At 63.3% G+C, this 16,357-nt stretch carries 15 protein-coding genes; 8 read left to right on the forward strand and 7 right to left on the reverse strand.

All coding sequences use genetic code 11. The features are described from left to right. Positions 1-79 precede the first annotated feature (79 nt). Entirely contained in the window at positions 80-766 is a 687-nt protein-coding gene (locus I6F38_RS28775; protein ID WP_225162750.1) for a hypothetical protein, read from the forward strand. 12 nt (positions 767-778) lie between these two features. Here the strand turns inward: I6F38_RS28775 and I6F38_RS28780 are convergent, their stop codons facing one another. Continuing rightward, on the reverse strand, positions 779-2,209 hold the full coding sequence (locus I6F38_RS28780; protein WP_225162751.1) for a cytochrome c peroxidase: 1,431 nt from the start codon (positions 2,207-2,209) through the stop codon (positions 779-781). 305 nt (positions 2,210-2,514) lie between these two features. Here I6F38_RS28780 and I6F38_RS28785 point away from each other — a divergent pair, with 305 nt between their 5' ends. Beyond that, complete coding sequence (locus I6F38_RS28785) at positions 2,515-4,284, forward strand: alkaline phosphatase family protein (protein WP_225162752.1); 1,770 nt, start codon at positions 2,515-2,517, stop codon at positions 4,282-4,284. Positions 4,285-4,372: 88 nt separating this feature from the next. Here the strand turns inward: I6F38_RS28785 and I6F38_RS28790 are convergent, their stop codons facing one another. Continuing rightward, positions 4,373-8,917 (reverse strand): DUF5801 repeats-in-toxin domain-containing protein, encoded by a 4,545-nt coding sequence (locus tag I6F38_RS28790; protein WP_225162753.1) that lies wholly within the window; start codon positions 8,915-8,917, stop codon positions 4,373-4,375. Positions 8,918-9,310: 393 nt separating this feature from the next. Here I6F38_RS28790 and I6F38_RS28795 point away from each other — a divergent pair, with 393 nt between their 5' ends. Both I6F38_RS28795 and I6F38_RS28800 read left to right on the forward strand, forming a co-directional pair. Next, a complete protein-coding gene (locus I6F38_RS28795) occupies positions 9,311-9,961 on the forward strand; it encodes a FecR family protein (RefSeq protein ID WP_225162754.1) in 651 nt (216 codons plus the stop codon). Between the two features lie 38 nt (positions 9,962-9,999). Next, positions 10,000-10,863, forward strand: coding sequence for a tetratricopeptide repeat protein (locus I6F38_RS28800; protein ID WP_225162755.1), 864 nt, complete (start codon positions 10,000-10,002; stop codon positions 10,861-10,863). Between the two features lie 53 nt (positions 10,864-10,916). On the opposite strand, the gene I6F38_RS28805 is transcribed toward I6F38_RS28800, so the two are convergent. Genes I6F38_RS28805 through I6F38_RS28820 form a run of 4 tightly spaced genes read right to left on the reverse strand, consistent with a single transcriptional unit; the run spans position 10,917 to position 14,524 of the window. Beyond that, complete coding sequence (locus tag I6F38_RS28805) at positions 10,917-11,783, reverse strand: HlyD family secretion protein (RefSeq protein WP_076827398.1); 867 nt, start codon at positions 11,781-11,783, stop codon at positions 10,917-10,919. Next, complete coding sequence (locus tag I6F38_RS28810) at positions 11,780-11,986, reverse strand: DUF1656 domain-containing protein (protein WP_028333641.1); 207 nt, start codon at positions 11,984-11,986, stop codon at positions 11,780-11,782. The genes I6F38_RS28805 and I6F38_RS28810 overlap by 4 nt, the downstream gene beginning before the upstream one ends. Further along, positions 11,976-14,033, reverse strand: a complete 2,058-nt coding sequence (locus tag I6F38_RS28815) for an FUSC family protein (protein WP_225162756.1) — start codon at positions 14,031-14,033, stop codon at positions 11,976-11,978. The genes I6F38_RS28810 and I6F38_RS28815 overlap by 11 nt, the downstream gene beginning before the upstream one ends. A 2-nt stretch (positions 14,034-14,035) precedes the next feature. After that, a complete protein-coding gene (locus tag I6F38_RS28820) occupies positions 14,036-14,524 on the reverse strand; it encodes a MarR family transcriptional regulator (protein ID WP_225162757.1) in 489 nt (162 codons plus the stop codon). 212 nt (positions 14,525-14,736) lie between these two features. On the opposite strand from I6F38_RS28820, the gene I6F38_RS28825 reads away from it, so the two are divergent. From I6F38_RS28825 to I6F38_RS28840, 4 genes are all read left to right on the forward strand, one after another. Beyond that, on the forward strand, positions 14,737-14,931 hold the full coding sequence (locus I6F38_RS28825) for a hypothetical protein (protein ID WP_225162758.1): 195 nt from the start codon (positions 14,737-14,739) through the stop codon (positions 14,929-14,931). Positions 14,932-14,986: 55 nt separating this feature from the next. Next, positions 14,987-15,175, forward strand: a complete 189-nt coding sequence (locus I6F38_RS28830) for a hypothetical protein (protein WP_176936771.1) — start codon at positions 14,987-14,989, stop codon at positions 15,173-15,175. 77 nt (positions 15,176-15,252) lie between these two features. Further along, positions 15,253-15,408, forward strand: coding sequence for a hypothetical protein (locus I6F38_RS28835; RefSeq protein WP_225162759.1), 156 nt, complete (start codon positions 15,253-15,255; stop codon positions 15,406-15,408). Positions 15,409-15,437: 29 nt separating this feature from the next. Continuing rightward, positions 15,438-15,650, forward strand: coding sequence for a hypothetical protein (locus tag I6F38_RS28840; RefSeq protein ID WP_225162760.1), 213 nt, complete (start codon positions 15,438-15,440; stop codon positions 15,648-15,650). Between the two features lie 58 nt (positions 15,651-15,708). Here I6F38_RS28840 and I6F38_RS28845 read toward each other — a convergent pair whose 3' ends face one another. Further along, entirely contained in the window at positions 15,709-16,266 is a 558-nt protein-coding gene (locus I6F38_RS28845) for an HNH endonuclease (protein WP_168857820.1), read from the reverse strand. Positions 16,267-16,357: the final 91 nt, after the last annotated feature.

Consider the following 16,357-nt stretch of genomic DNA (forward strand, 5'->3'; position numbering starts at 1 on the left):
GGCCGGCGCCGATCGAACCAATGGTTCGGTCGGCGCCGTCATGTTCTGTCCCCACCACCTGATCGACCGGAGACACGCGATGAAACGCAACGAGAAGACGTGCGCGATCAGCAGCAGCGTCGCGGCCGGCCTGCTTGCCGTTGCCATCCTGGCCGGCGCGGCGATCCCGGCCATGGCGCAGCAGTTTTCCGCCGACCTCGTCGCGAACAAGGACGATACGGCAACCGCCATGGGTGCCTTGCGCGTCTCGGGCGGAAAAGCACGGATCGAGACAAGCGCGCTGCCCGACGGCTTCTTCCTGATCGATATGGGCAAGCCCGCGGCCTATTTCGTCCGTCCGGCGGCACGGGTTTACATGGACGCGCGGCAATCGAGCCCGCTCACCCGGATGTTCATTCCAGTTGATCCGGATGATCCCTGCCGGCAATGGCTGGCGATGGCGCAGCTGTCCGCGCCGATCGACCTTGCGACGTGGCACTGCCAGCGCGATGGAGCGGAAACCATCGCGGGGCACGACACAGACGTCTTTCGAATCGCCGCGCCGTCCGGTTTGAGCTTTGTCGGCTGGATCGACCGCGCGCGCAGATTTCCGGTACGGATCAAGACCGCGGATGGGACGGTGATCGCTGCCGATCACATCCGCGACGAGCCGCAGCCGGCGCAGACGTTTGAAATCCCCGCAGGCTTGCGCAAGTTCGACCCGCAAGCGCTGATCCGTCGGATCCAGCAGAGTGACGTATGGGTTGAGTCGCCGGCTTCGGAGTGAGCACGCCGTCCGTTACTGCGACTGCCGGCTTGTTATCGGCAGGATCCGGCCGAGCGCAGTGTAGTGCGACTGATGCACGTTGCTGTTGAACAGCGACCAGGGTTCGGCCTTTTTCAGGGCGACGGGTACGTCGAAGTGCACCAGCTGCGCAAAGTTGCGATATTCGGCCATCGCATCGTCGATACGGCCGGCGGCGACGTCGAGATCGATGCGGCGCAGGGTGAGAACGAGGTCCTTCAGGATCGCGCGCGCCGCCAGCCGCTCGTCCTTGCCACCGATCGAGGTGTTCCTGATGTCCGGGATGCGCTCGGTCAGTTCGCGCAGTTCGGCCCCGACCCCGGTCACGGCCAGTGACACCACCGCGGTGTCGGCAGCCGGGATCGCGACCTCGAGGACGCTCGAGAGCTCGAGCACCTCTTTCATCCGGAGCATGACGCCGTCCTTGTCGAACGGGCGTTCGCCGTCGCCGACCGCATTCAGATAGGCCACGAGGTCCTGGGTGTCCTGGGTCGACAGTTCGAGGTCGAACACACGATCGAAATGATCGACCACCTGTTCATAGCTGTCGTAGCGGCCATCGTGGAAATACGGGGCGTTGAAGTTGGCGTTCAGCAAAGTCGGGGTCTTGACCAGTCCACCGGATCCGACGTCGTGGCGCATCTGGTCGTTGAAGGTGCCACCCGGAACATGACAACCGGCGCAGCTCAGCTCGGCCTGCTTCGGGAAGGGCTTGAAGAACAGCGCCTCGCCGCGGCGCTCGGCCAGGCTCGCCTCCGCGGCAAGCCTGCCGCCGGGCGCAATCTTCGGATTGGGGAGGAAATCGATATCGTTGATATAGGCGACGAGGCCGTCGAGAACCTCGTCGCGCGGCCTCGGACCGGAAAATTCATTGACGATGACATTATAGACGAAGTCGCGCAGCGAGGTGATGCGGCCGTCATGTCCGTAGGGGGCGAGGAAGCGGGCGCCGCGCAGGCTCGGAATCCTGACCGGATCGAGGATGCTGTTGAACGTCTTCGCGTTGAAGACAAGGCTGGTCGTATCGAAGGTGCCGGGGCGGGAGGATGCGCCCGGAACGAACAGTTTCGGGTTCGATGCGCCGTTGACGTGACAGGTGCCGCAGCTCATCTCAGCCTGACGCGCCTTGCCACCCAGGATGGAAGGCGAGTTGAACGCAAGATCGCCGAGATTGACCAAATAGGACTTTCGCCCGCCGACGGCCTCGGAATGAAAGAGCTCGCGTGGCCGCGCCAGCGCTTCCTCGGAAAATTCGGTGCCGGCCGGCAGCACGGTCTGGTCGCCGCCGAGCGGGAACGCCGTCGCGCGCAACGGGAGCAGGGCAACGACGAGCGCCAGCCACGCGACCCGTGCCGGTCTGACGCCGCGATCAGCGGCTGTCGCACGATGTTTTCCGGAGCCGGACGCCAGAATATCCCAAGCCATTGCGCGAAAACGCCCCTGTCACAAATGCATATGCGCTGCCGTGCGTCGGAAGATGTCACGGAGGTGACAGTTTCCTGTCGGCAGGATCAATGACCATCTGACTGGATAGACGAATTTTGATTGCGGTTTGATGACGCGCGATCAGCGAAGCGCAATGCAGTCTGCGTTTGACAGGATGAAGTCTGTTGATGCGCGAGCATCCTTCCGCGCGTTTGCGCGCGCGTCGAAAAACAGTCATCCCAGCGAAATGTGTTTTGCATAGCGTGTAGCTCCATTTCTATTTCTTTCTAAATCAGGAGAGCACTATGCGGCTTTGGGGAGCCATTCCGGCGCTCGCGGTTGTTGCTGGCGCCGTTGCCATCTCGCCGGTAGCGAACGCGGAGAATTTGGTCGAAAAGATCGTTGATGAGTTCAAGCACGAGATCAGGGACGAGCTGCGCGATCTGCGGGATCGCGGCCATGAAGGCGTGCACCAGTACAAGCACATCGTCGTCATCTATCAGGAGAACCACAGCTTCGATAACCTCTACGGTCACTGGGGTGACGTCGGCCGCGACCGGATCAACGGCACATCCTATGCCGATCAGGCGCACACCTTGCAGGTTCGGCAGGACAACCAGACCGTCTATGCTTGTCTGCTGCAGAACGACGTCAACCTGACTTCTCCGTCGCCGCAACCGACGAGCTGCACCGACAATACGGGCACGGTCGCGATCCTGAGCGCCTTCAAGAACAAGCCGTTCGAGATCAATGAATTCATTCCGACCTCGGCCACGACCTGCCCGAAGCCGCTCGGCGCTTTCGCGGCTCACGGTTTCCTCAACGGCACCGGCGCGCCCGGCGGCTGCACCGCGGACATCGTGCACCGCTTCTACAGCGAGCAGTACCAGCTGAACGGCGGCCGGCAAAACCGCTACATGACCGGCAGTGATGCGGCCGGTCTGGTGATGGGCTATTACGACACCAAGAAGCTACCCATCTACACCTATCTCCACGGCAACGGCGCGCCGAACTACATCATTGCCGACAGCTTCTTCCAGGGTGCCTTCGGCGGTTCGTTCCTCAACCATCAGTTCCTGGTCGCCGCCGTGGCGCCCCAGTTCGTCGGTGCCCTGAATGACGGCAGCGCCAACGACTTCCACTCGATCGTCGATGCCAACGGCATGCCGACCAGCACGCCGCTCTACACGCCGCTCTCGACCGTGAAGGATGCGCAGCTGACGGCGAAGTGCAATCAGGCCGGCCTGCCGGCGGGCCTCGCCTGCGGCGACTACGCGGTCAACACGACGCAGCCGTTCTATCAGCCCTATTCCCCGGGCACCGCCGACATCAAGCGTCTGCCGCCGCTGCACACGCCGAACATCGGCGATCGGCTGTCGGCAAAGCGCGTCGATTGGGCCTGGTATTCGGGCGGCTGGTCGAACGCCAACGGCGACGTCGGCGCTTCGGGCTGGACCAACGGCAACGGTACGACCTGCACCGACCCGAACCATGTTTCCACGGCGGTGTTCCCGAACTGCCCGGACGTGGATTTCCAGTACCACCATCAGGCGCTTAACTACTTCGCCAACTACGCGCCCGGAACGCAGGCCCGCAAGGATCACCTGAAGGACGAGGCGGAGTTCATCCAGGCGGCGAAGACCGGCCGGCTGAAGCAGGTCAGCTTCATCAAGCCGATCGGCGAGGAGAACGAGCATCCGGGCTACACCAGCGAGTCCGAAGGCAGCCAGCATCTCGTCGATCTCGTCAAGGCGATCGTCGAGGGGCCGAATGGCAAGGACACGCTGATCGTCATCACCTATGATGAGTTCGGCGGGCAGTGGGATCACGTTCCCCCGCCGCCGTTCAACCGTCATGGTGCCGAAGCCAAGGCTGCGGATCAGTGGGGCCCGGGCACCCGCATTCCGGCGCTCTTGATCGCCAAGCGGTTCAACAAGTCGGGCGTCGCGCACGAGGACTTCGACACCACGTCGATCCTCAAGATGCTCGAAAAGCGCTTCGATCTCGATCCGCTGGTGACCCGCCCGGTGCGCAGCCTCTCGGCGGCGCTGAAGGCCGGCGAGGGCTGGCACTGACCCGAGAAACGCTGCCGGCCCGCGTCAACGTCTGACGCGGGCCGGAGTGCCGGCCACGCGCCCAAGTGATCGCTAGACGAAGTGATCGCTACACGATCAGATCGTGTAGCGGATGGGTCACGACGGTGTCCGGCGTATGGTCCGGGAAGAAGTCTGTTTGGTGCTCCGGGACCGGCCCAACTGCCGGCGTTCCACCAGCCGCAACTCCTTGTGCCAGCTGGAATCCAGCGGAATCGTCCTGGCGGCCGAACCACGCGAGGCTTTGATCAAATTGTGGAGGGGACGAAGCTCCCTGCTGTTCGAGGCTCGAAGGCTCCGCGAAATGAAAGGACTGCTCGGTCATTCCCGACGTTCCGCCGTCTACAAAGGGCAAGATTGCCTGAGACAACGCCGCGTCCTCGTGGCTACTCGTTGACATCGGACTAACATCGGGTGCGGGAGCGCTGGCGCCGACCGGCGGCGCGGGGCTGTCCTGGCTGGCGGCGAATATGAAGGTGTCCATCCCCGCCGTGTGGCACTGAATATCGACCTGAAGGCTGCTCGTGGCCGAATCGCCGTCCGCATCGACCGCCGTCACATCGAACAGCAGATCCGCATTGATGCTCGTCTTTTCGGTATAGCTGATGTTGTTGATCGCGAAGGTGGGACACCCGGCTTCCACCCGATCGTAGTCGACCTGGACTTGATCGAACGACCTGTCAACGTAAAGCGTATACGTCGTCGTCGTGGCATCAAAGGTGTAGGTGTCGATCAGCGAAGCATCCGATGTCTCCTGCACCACGAAGCCGGCACTGCCGCAGAGCGGCCTGGGAACATCGATGCAGAAGTCGTGAACGTCGGCGCTGCCATCAAGAACCTTGAGGATCACACCGGCGGTGCCGTAGCCCTGCCATTCCGTGAGATTGAAGCCGACCTGCGACTGCTTCTCGGTGAACGCGAGATTCAGCTGCTCGGCCGGGTCCATCTGCAGTCCACTGTCGCCGACCGCGATACCGCAGCCCGATGCCTTGACATCGAGCGGCTGGCCGGCGCAGTCCGACCCGGTAATCACCAGTTGTCCGTCCGGAGCCGTCAATGACGGCGTGCCGCAGATCGGGGCATCAAAATCGGAGCCATGGACGGTGACGTCCTTCGACGGTCCGGCGTGCTCGAGATCAAAGCAGAATGTTCCATCCGGATTGATCAGCAACTTGAAATAAGGATCGTCCAACCTGCCGCCGCAATCGGTAAGATACGCGTCGAGTTCGACGCCGCCGCCCACCTCATGGGTCGTATAGTAGAAGTTGTAATCATCGCCATGTCCGGTGACGTGTACCGCGGTGATGCCGTTGCCCAGGCATGATGTGGCCAGATCATATCCCGTGCAGCCGACTGGACCGTTGTGGACGGCAACGAACATCGCAGCATCGCCATCCGCGCCGAAATTGATATCGTAGGTACCTGTCGCAGTCTGATGATCCTGAGCGGCGACGAAGGTCTCCGGGAAGCCGCAAATGGTCGGGTGATCGTCCGTGATCGTCAGTTGCTTGCCGAGGTCGATGCACGCGCTCTGGAAGTCGCCGTCCTTGTCCGTGATGGTGGCAACCAGGCTTACGACGCCGGCGGTCAGCGACACGGCTTCGCCGCTGTCAGGGCCGGCGCAGGCCGGATGCGTCACCGCGCGATATTCGGTGAAGGTGACGCATCCCGTGGCCGGATCAACCGCGATGGTGAATGCCAGCGCGCCACTTGCTGTGCCGACATGGCCTTCGATCGTGTTGCCGTTCAGAACCAGCACGTCGGAGCAGCCGGTATGCGAATCGATCAGCCCGGATGGGGTGCAGTCACCTCCGTTGAGCGTCAGTGCATAGTGAGTCGTCGCGCCGTCGGCGCCCTGGAGCGAGGTGAACGCCGTCGAGAAATCGGCGGAAATTTTCGTCAGCGCGGCGTCCGATGCCGAGCCCGCGACATGGTCGTCCAGCGCCGTTGCCGTCAGGTGCGTCTCGCTCAGCGTCAGCGACGGAGCGGTGCAATTGGCCCGGATGCAGGGGCCATCGTCGCTGATGGTCAGCCTGCTGCCGAGGTCGAGGCCGGCGCTCTGGAAGTCGCCGTCCTTGTCCGTGATCGTGGCGTTCAGGCTCACGATGCCCGCGGCCAGCGATACGGCTTCGCCGCTGTCCGGGCTGGTGCCGAGCGGTTGCTCCACCGGCCGGTAGTCGGTGAAGGTCACGCGTCCCGTGGCCGGATCGAGCGTGATGGTGAATGCCAGTGTGCCGTTGGTCGCGCCGACGCGGCCTTCGATCGTGTTGCCGTTCAGAACCAGCAGGTCAGCGAGGCCGGTATGCGAGTCGATCAGCCCCGACGCCGTGCCGTTGCCGCCGGTGATCGTCAGCGCGTAGCGGACGGTCGCGCCATCGGCGCCTTGCACCGAAGTGAACGCCGTCGAGAAATCGGCGGAAGTCGTCGTCAGCGCCGCGTCCGGCGCCGAGCCGGCGATGTGGTCGTCCAGCGCTGTTGCCGTCAGATGCGTCTCACTCAGCGTCAGCGATGGGGCTGTGCCCGCCGCCTCGATGCGCGGGCCATCGTCCGTGATTGTCAGCTGCTTGCCGAGATCGATGCTTAGATCCTGGTACTGGCCGTCGCTCTCCGTGACCGTCGCGATCAGGTTGACGAGGCCGGTCCCCAGCGCGATCCCTTCGCCGCCGTCAGGGCTGGTGCCCGACGATTGTTCGACCGCGCGGTGCTCGACGAAGGTCACGCGGCCCGTGGCCGGGTCAACCGTGATGGTGAACGCGAGCGCCCCGCTTGCCGTGCCGACATGGCCTTCGATGGTGTTGCCGTTCAGAACCAGCAGATCAGCGAGACCGGTATGCGAATCGATCAGTCCTGACGCCGTACCGTTGCCGCCGGTGATCGTCAGTGCGTAGCTGACCGTTAGACCCGGTTCGGTGACGAATGCCGCCGAGAACTCGCCTGATGTCGTCGTCAGCGCGGCGTCCGGTGCCGAGCCGGCGATGTTGTCGTCCAGCGTCGTCGCTGTCAGACGGGTCTCGCTCAACGTCAGCGATGGCGCGGTTCCAACCTCGATCAGCGGGCCGTGGATGGTGAGTGTCACCGTCTGCGGGGTTCCGCCGATCGTGGTCACCGTGAAGCTGTCGGTCAGCGTGTTGCCGACATGGAGGGCTTGCACGGAGCTGTTGGCGTTGTCGAGCGTATAGGTCCACACGCCGGCCGTTGTGAGCGTGAATGAGCCGTAGCCACCTGCGCTTGTCGTCGGCGCGTTCACGGCGGTGAAGGTATTGGCGGGATCGTCGACATCGGTGTCGGTGAGCGTGCCGTTTGCGATGAGCAGGCCGGGCGAGGCATGACTGACGCCGACCGCACCCACCACCGAGCCGGCCATGGTGCCGGAGATGATGGAGGCGTCGTCGGCGCCCAGGATGCTGATGTCGAAGCTCTCGCTGGCCGAAAGCGCGCCGTCCGAGACCGTGATCACGAAGCTCTGGGTCGTGTTGGCCTTCAGCGCGTTGATTGCGGTATTGTTCGGAACGAAGGTGTAGCTTCCGGTCGCGCTGTTGAGATAGAGCGTGCCAAATGTACCGACGCTCGATACGTCGTATGTCGCCTGTCCCAGCACCGTATCGCCTGTGGCGCCTCCGCTGATGCCGAATTTCAGTGCGCCGCCCTTGATGCTGCTCGCGGAAAAGGTCCCGCTCGCCGCATTGAAGTCGTCAAATATCACCGTATCGATTTCAGTCGGCCCCGCTCCGAGGTTCAGCTTCGGCGGAACCGGCGGCAGCTTGAAGAGATCATTTTTCGCGAAGGTCGCTACCGGCAGCGGCCCGAGCGTATCTTGCACCGGCGACAGCGGGGACTGCTGAATAAAATTGATCGGCAGCAGCAGTTGTCCGCCTTCGAGAGCAGGCATGCCGGATCCTTTCGATGCCGGTCCTTTCTCGAAATAGGCAAGGGTCTCCTGTTGGGCCTCCCGTAATTCCTCCATGTGCGAAGGGGAATTCGTGGCATGGTTCACGCCGACGGAGGAGCCTCTTCTGCTCAGGATGATCGTCTCTTCGGGATCCTCGACGATGATGTGACGGGGGATCGCCTCCTTGGTGACGAGTTCGAACACGCCGTGGTGGAGGTCCTTGTATTTGATGTTGTCGTCGTCCAGGAACGTGACGTTCGGCTCCGCGGCCCGGGCGTCCTCCAGCAGCGAGAAGGTCAGGGCGGCCAACGACAGCATGCCGAGGCCGCTGACGCGGATGGTGCCAACCGGTGTGTCCGCCGTCAGGACGCCAGACCCTGCGAGCCGGCTGCCGATGAGGCGGAAGAGGCTTCTGGTTTTCGCGAACAGGCCCGGCCGCAAGCCCCCGCTGGGGTCCTGCGCGATGTCCAACTCCAGCCGGGTGCCGGCTGGCAAATTGAGCGCCCTGCCATCGACCAGGCGGATTTCGATCCGCCCGCCGGCTCCGACCTCGATGACGTCACCCTGGCGAACGGGATCGCCAGCTACGATTTGAATCGGTATGCCGCGGGCACGCGCGATTGTGCCGCAGCCGATCGCCGTCCGAACAGTGCCAACTACACGGGGCGGCTGGCCCAAAACGGCCATGCACGCGTCCCCGAACTCTACGCCGGACGCAACTGACATTGGCTTTTTGCCTGTTGGGCAGTTCGAGCGGAAAGTGGCGCCGCAGTTTTTTTATTTTGGCTTGGTTCGGCCACGCGGCGAAAAACCCCGCGCCGTCAGCCATAGGCTTGTCCGCTGAAACGTCCTGATTGAAACCAAATTCGGCAGTAAAAATGGAATTCCAATACTGCGGGGAGCCTTACGAAAAGGTCAGAACAGCTGTCCTTTATCGCGCGTGCAGCCCCGCAAAATTAATAGTATGATTACCATGCAAATTGTCCACTTATTAATTTTTAGTCGAACTGCGTCAGGCATTTAGGCCTGTCTGCGACAACTCGTTTGGCACTCAAGGTCCTGCGGTCTCGGCCCGGTGGTCCCGATCACCATCGAGCCACGACACGACAAGATCTTCTCGTGGAGGGGATCGTGCGCATCCATTTGATTGTTCAATTGCTTGCAAGCTTCGTCCTGGCGCTCGCAACGCTCACGTCCGGCCAGGTCCAGGCGCAAACCGAACCGGACAATATCCAATTGAAATTCATCGGAAGGGTCGTAGCCGCCACTGGTTCGGTCACGATCGAGCATCCGAATGCAGTCGTCGTTCAGGCAGGGCTGCCCGGCAAACTGCCTCAGGCGCAGGTTGGCGACCCCGTTTATCTGGGCGACGTGGTGCAAACTGGAGCTGACGGACGCGTCGGGATCAATTTCTCCGACGGCACTTCGTTCAATCTGTCGAGCAACGCCAAGATGGCGATGACCGAGTTCGTGTACGACCCGAACGGCAAGTCGAACTCGACCTTGCTCAAACTGACCAACGGGACCTTCACCTTCGTTGCCGGCAACATCGCGAAGACCGGCGACATGAAGATCGACACCCCCGTCGCAACGATGGGCATTCGAGGCACCACGCCACGCATCGAGATATCGGACGATGGAACGGTGAGGTTCGCCACGCTCGTTGAAGAGGGCAAGAGCAAAGTCAGGAAGGTCGGGGCACGAACGCCGCAGCAACCTGAGCAAAACACCCTCCACAAGTTCAATCCAAACATCTGTCGAGGGTGCTAGGCCAGGCGCAGCCAATTTCGTGCAAAGCAAGGCCCGATATGAAACTTCGTGCAAGCGCCGGCGCAATTGTCAGCCTGATATCGCTCCTCGTTGCGACGCTCCCAGTGTTGCCGGCGGTCGCGCAGAACCCGAAGAAGGATAGCTATCTCCGCACGATCGGGTTGTGCAGCGGCCTCGACCGCACACCGGCCGACGCGCGCATTGCTGCCTGCACGGCGCTGATCGATGCGGGGCAGGACATGACCCAGGCTGGCCTAGCGATCGCCTACAACAACCGTGGCAACGCCTACGCCGCCAAGGGAGACTACGACGGCGCCATCCGGGATTTCGATCGATCGATCGAACTCAATCCGACCTACACCAAGCCGTTCAACAACCGCGGCGTGGCCTATCTCAGGAAGCGCGACTATGATCGCGCGACCGACGCCTTCGATCAGGCCATCAGGCTCAACCCGAACTACGGCGAGGCCTTCGCCAACCGCGCCGGCGCCTATTTGAAGAAGAACGATTATGCGCGCGCGGCGCAGGACTACGATGAGGCCATTCGCCTCGAGCCGAAACTGGACGGGGTGTGGAACGGACGCTGCTGGAGCCGGGCCATCCTCGGCGAATTGCAGGCGGCGCTGGAAGATTGCAACAAGGCCCTTCAATTGGCGTCAGCCAACGCCGCGACGTATGACTCGCGTGCCCTTATCTATCTGAAGACCGGCGAGCTGGGCGCGGCGATCGCCGACTACAGCTCCGCACTTCGCATCGATCCCAAGCTCGCAAGCGCACTTTATGGTCGCGGCCTGGCGAAGTTGAAGCAGGGTGACAAGGCCGGCGGCAATACCGACATGGCGGCGGCCAAGGCAATCCAGGGCAGCATCGGCGACGATTTCACACGCTACGGCGTGCGATAGGCGAGTGGTCGACGACTTGATGCTATCGCCGCGGATGCGCCCCGGCCAGCCGGCTAGTCCATGATCTCGACCGTCGCCGAACGGCCGGCGACCAGCGCGATGCGATCCGGCAGGTGGTCCAGCGCGATGCGCACGGGGATGCGCTGTGCGAGCCGAACCCAGCTGAAGGTCGGATTGACGTTTGCGAGCAGGCTCGCGCCGGCCGCGCGGTCGCGATCCTCGATGCCGGCCGCAATGCTCTCGACATGTCCGGTGAGCCGCACCGGCTCGCCCATCAGCCGGATCTGCGCCTTGTCGCCGACGCGAATGCGCGCGAGCTTGGTCTCCTCGAAATAGCCTTCCACATGCAGCGTGTCGGTGTCGACCAGCGCCATCACGCCCTTGCCGGCGGTGACGTAGGCGCCCGGCCGCAGGTCCATATTGGTGATGGTGCCGTTCACCGAAGCGTGCACCTCGCTGCGATCCAGATTGAGCTGAGCGACGGCGCGGTCGGCGACCGCCTGGTCATAGGCCGCCTTGGCCTGCAGCTGGGTCGCCAGAACCTGCTCCTGCTTCTGCTGCGACACCGCATCGGTGGTCAGCGAGCTGTAGCGCTTGAGGTCGGCGTCGGCCTGATCCAGCGTCGCGCGATGGCCGGCGACCGCAGCATCGGCCTGCTTCAGCGCCAGGGCAAAGCGTGCGCGATCGATCCGGAACAGGATGTCGCCGCGACGCACCGGCTGATTGTCCCTGACCAGCACGTCGGTGACGAAGCCGGAGACGTCGGGGGCCACCTGGATCACGTCGGCGCGGACCCTGCCGTCGCGGGTCCATGGCGATTCCATATAGTAGACCCAGAGCGCGCGAGCGACAGCGAGCGCGGCGACGACGGCGACCGCGGTCAGCGCAACCCGGCCGAGCCAGGCGAAATTCGCTTTCATGGCAGAAACTCCGAAAGATAAACCACGACGCCGAGCAGGCATACGTACAGGGCGAAATTGAACAGCGCGCGATGCCAGACCAGCCGGTAGAATCCGAAGCGCTGCATGATCCGGCTCACCACTGCGCTCAGCGCATAGGCGACGATGAGCCACAGCAGCAGCGCCGGAACGAGCACGCCGTAAATGTCGAGCTCATATCTCATGCGGCGAAACTCTCCTCGGCTGCGATCGATACGCGGGTGCATCCGGAAACAGGCAGCGGCGGATGCCGACGAGGCCGAGCAATGCATCGTCCCGCGCGCGCTCATTCGGGTCCTTGACGACCGCGGTCAGCGCCGTATCGATGCATGACACCAGTTCGGCCGGCATTGCCTGGTCCGCACGGGCGCGGAACGCCGCCGCGAGGTCGTCCAGCATATCGTCGATGGCACGCACGGTCACTGCGGCGAGGCCGTAGCGCGCCCGCCTGAGGTCGATGATGTTGAGCCCGATGCGGAGCTGGACCAAGCTGTCAGCATCGCGGCGGTCGCTCTCAGAGATGAAGGCGATGCGCTGGACCAACAGGCCGAGCCGATGCAGCATCAGGCCGGCAAACTGCGCGCGATCGCCGTGGCCGCGCCGCTCGGCCGCGACTGCGAGCGTCTGCCAGCTCGACGTCATCAGCCGCTTGGCGATCCATTCGGCGCCGACGCCGCGCGCGATCCGCGTTACGATCTCCGCGATGACAACACCGAGGAAGAAGGCGACCGACGTATTGGCGAAACTGGCGAAATCCGCGCTGTAGGTCGATTGCAGCGCGAGCAGCGTCGCGGTGTTGGCGGCGAGCGCCATGCCGATCGGCGCGGTCTTGGGTCGTGCGATCAAAAAGCCGTACAGGAGGAAGGTCGGCGCCAGCGCCGCGATCAGGACCTCGACATGGGAGATGCCCGGCACCAGCGCGAACTGGTAGATCGCGACGATGACGATCGCGAACAGTGAAAACAGGCCGAAGGCCCGGATGCTGCGCGCAGGCTCGTCCTGTGCGGCGAAGAAGGAGCAGGCGACCGCGGCCATCATCGGCGCCGAGGCGCCATCGGCCCAGCCGGTCGCAATCCACAGGCCGCAGCAGATCAGGATGGCGACCGCCGCGCCCACGGCCGACCACAGCGCCATGCCGTGGTCGCGATGACGGACCGGTGCGGCCCCCGACTCGGGGTGGAACGCCAGCTGGACGCTGGAAATATCCCGGCCCGCGGTGATCGCATCGCCCAGCACGCGGCAGTCGGCCGAAATATCGACAAGCTCGCGGAGCCGGAGCAGCAGGCTGATCGTGATGATGCGCTCCCGCGGCGCGATGCCGTCGAGCGCAGATTGCCGCTCGGCGATTGCAGTGCGGATCTGCTCGCCGGATTGCCGCTGGCGGTCCTCGTCCACGATCCATGCGGCGATATCGCCGATCAGGCGTTGCAGCTCCGGTTGCCGTCGCAGCGCCGCCTCACCAAGTGCAGCAAGCCGGTCTTCGATCGACGTGATGATCGGCAACAGCATCAGCATGCGCAGCCGGACCTCGCCGAGGCCACGCACGGTGCCGGCGTCGGCCAGCCGGTCATAGGCGACATGGGTCGCCAGCGTATCGATCTCGACAATGTCGGTCGCAAGACGGAGGCGTTGGGCCCGGCGCGTCTCGCCGGTCCCACGGTCAAGCAGCACGTCGCGTGACAGACGGCGCGCATCCGACAGCCAGCTCCTGATGCGGCCGCCGACCGCCGGCGCGACGCTGCGGGGAAACACCACCGTCGACACCAGGCTCGCACAGATGATGCCGAGCGAGATCTCCTCGACCCGTGCCAGCGCTACATCGAAGATGCTGCCCGGCTCGGCCACCGACGGAAAGCCGATCAGTGCGACGGTATATCCGCCCAGCATGAAGACATAGCTGCGCGGCGTGCCGTCGAGCAGCGACAGATAAAGGCAGAGTCCGACCCAGAGCGCGATCGCGAGGCACAGCAGCTCCGGCGCGTTGACGAGGTTCGGCACCATGGCGACCGTGACGCTCGCGCCGACCAGCGTACCGATCACGCGGAAGAACGCCTTCGAGCTGGTCGCGCCGGCCAGCGGCTGCGAGGTGATGTAGACCGTCGCCATCGCCCAATAGGGACGCGGCAGATCGATCGCCAGGGCGATGACAAGCGCCAGCATCGACGCCGCGAACGTCTTCAACGCGAAGATGAGATCCGCGTGGCGGACCAGGAACGGCTCTTCCGCGCGCATGACTATTTCGCCTCTGGAGCAGTCCTGGCTGGCGCAGTCCTGGCGTCCTGCAGGCGGCTCGCCCGCTGCTCGATGAGCTGCAGCGTCTCGAAGGTTACCGCAAGTTCCGCGCTGCCGATATCCTTCAGCAGGCTGGCCCGTACGCGACGCAGCACCCGATTGATCTCCTCGACCTTGGCTCCGCCGGCCGCGGTGAGATGCAGCGTCTTGGCGCGCCGGTCGGTCGGGTCCTCGCGACGCTCGACCAGGCCTTCGGACTGGAGCAGATCGATCAGCCGCACCAGTGAAGGCCCCTCGATTCCCAGTTCATCCGCGAGCACGCCTTGCCGGACGTTTTCCCCCTGGCGCGACAACACCAGCAGCGGAATCGCCGTCGCGTAGGACAGGTCGTGGTCGGACAAGGCCTGATCCGACTCGCGACGCCAGATCCGGGCCAGCCTGGTCACCAGGCGGCCGATCTCGGCGTGGATATGGGGCTGCGAAGGCGGCATGCAAATTAGATAGGATGCGAACTATTAGGATGCAATGATATACTGCGAACATCGCGGACGATCACGCGAATGCGATCCTGCGTGAGGAAGCGTCAATACTGCTGCGGGATCGACCTCGATGCGCTGGTTATGCTCGGTTGCGGGCGGACCTTGAGCGCGGCCGGTTAGGAACACATCGGGATACAGATGCTTCTGTCCTTGAGGAGATTGTCATGAGCAGAAAGCCTGTAACGCAGGATTCCGGACGCTCGAGCGACTGGGGTTCCCACGCGCAAACCGACAAGCCGTGGAAGGGAAACCCGGAGAAGGAGCAGCGCTCTGGGGATGCGAAGCGCTCTGGAGACGCGAAGCGCTCCGGAGACGAGCAGCCGGACCTGGAAAAGTGGCAAGAATCGAACACGCATTGATGCGCGGAGATAGTGAATGTCCGCCTTTCACTTCGCGATCGTGAATGATGAGCGTGTGATCGATGCAACCGGTCAGCCGGTTACCGACCGCGATGAAGCCATTGCCGTCGCCAAGCGGCTCGCCATCGACCTTGCCGAGACCCGACAGGAATATCTGGGACGCGGCTACTTCATCTCGGTGATCGGCAGCGACGCGCGCGAAATTCACCGCGAAAGCATCGACAGCGCCGCGAAGAGCGGTTGAACGATGCCGCCCCGGCGGGCGGCAAGAGAGCAAGGCTTTAAGAGCAAGGCTTTGAGAACAAGGCTTGGAGAGACTGAATGGATATGGGCCTTGAAATCATCTACGGCATCGGAGCGCTCGTGCTGCTGACTGCTTTGATCTTCGGCGTGCTTCAACACCATTTTCGCAGCAGGCATGCGGTGCAGGCCGGCGAGGAGGTCGTCCGCGACAGATACAAGCGGGACGAGACCTGACGCAGCGCCGCTGGCGCAAGGAGGAGACGATGGGATTGGCTCAATATGCGGTGATTGCGTCCGGTGAGGAATGGGGCGTCCTGCACGACGGCAATCTCAACGGCGGATACGCCACCAAGGAAGCTGCATTCGAATCGGCGGCGGCCGCCGCGGCACTGGCGATCAGGATGGGGCACGAGGTTCACGTCAGCGTTCCCGGACGCGAGGAGGGGGAAGCGGGCCTCACCAAGCGACCCGCCTGATCCAGATCACAGCAGTACGGCTTGCATTCGGTGTGAGGACGGCGCGCGCCAGCGCGCTCTACGGATCGAGCTCAGTATCCCAGTAGAGATAATCGAGCCAGCTCTCGTGCAGATAGTTCGGCGGAAACAGCCGGCCGTTGCGATGCAGCTGATGCACGGTCGGGGCGTAGGGCGTCTGCTTCGGAAACATCCTGGCCTGCTGCGGCGTCAGATTGCCCTTGCGCAAATTGCAGGGCGAGCAGGCGGCGACGACGTTTTCCCAGGTGGTCTGGCCACCCTTGCTGCGCGGAATGATGTGATCGAAGGTGAGATCGTCGCCCGACAGGCAATACTGGCAGCTGAATCGGTCGCGCAGGAAAACGTTGAACCGGGTGAAGGCGGGGTGGGTGGTCGGCTTGACGAAGGACTTGAGGGATACGACGCTCGGCAGCTGGATTTCGAAGGAAGGACTTCGTACCGCCCGGTCGTAATATTCGACGATGTTGACACGATCGAGGAACACCGCCTTGATCGCGTCCTGCCAGGACCAGAGCGACAGCGGGTAATAACTCAGCGGCCGGAAGTCCGCATTCAAGACCAGCACCGGCCAACCGCCTTGCGAGACATGTGCGTTCAAATAACGCTCCTGACTCCCATTAGCTGCGAAGCAGCATGCACTCACATACTACAGGCAGCGTGACGGGATTGTGAAGAGCAATGAGCGGCTT

It is taken from the genome of Bradyrhizobium sp. BRP56, assembly GCF_020194035.1.
GTDB lineage: Bacteria > Pseudomonadota > Alphaproteobacteria > Rhizobiales > Xanthobacteraceae > Bradyrhizobium > Bradyrhizobium australafricanum.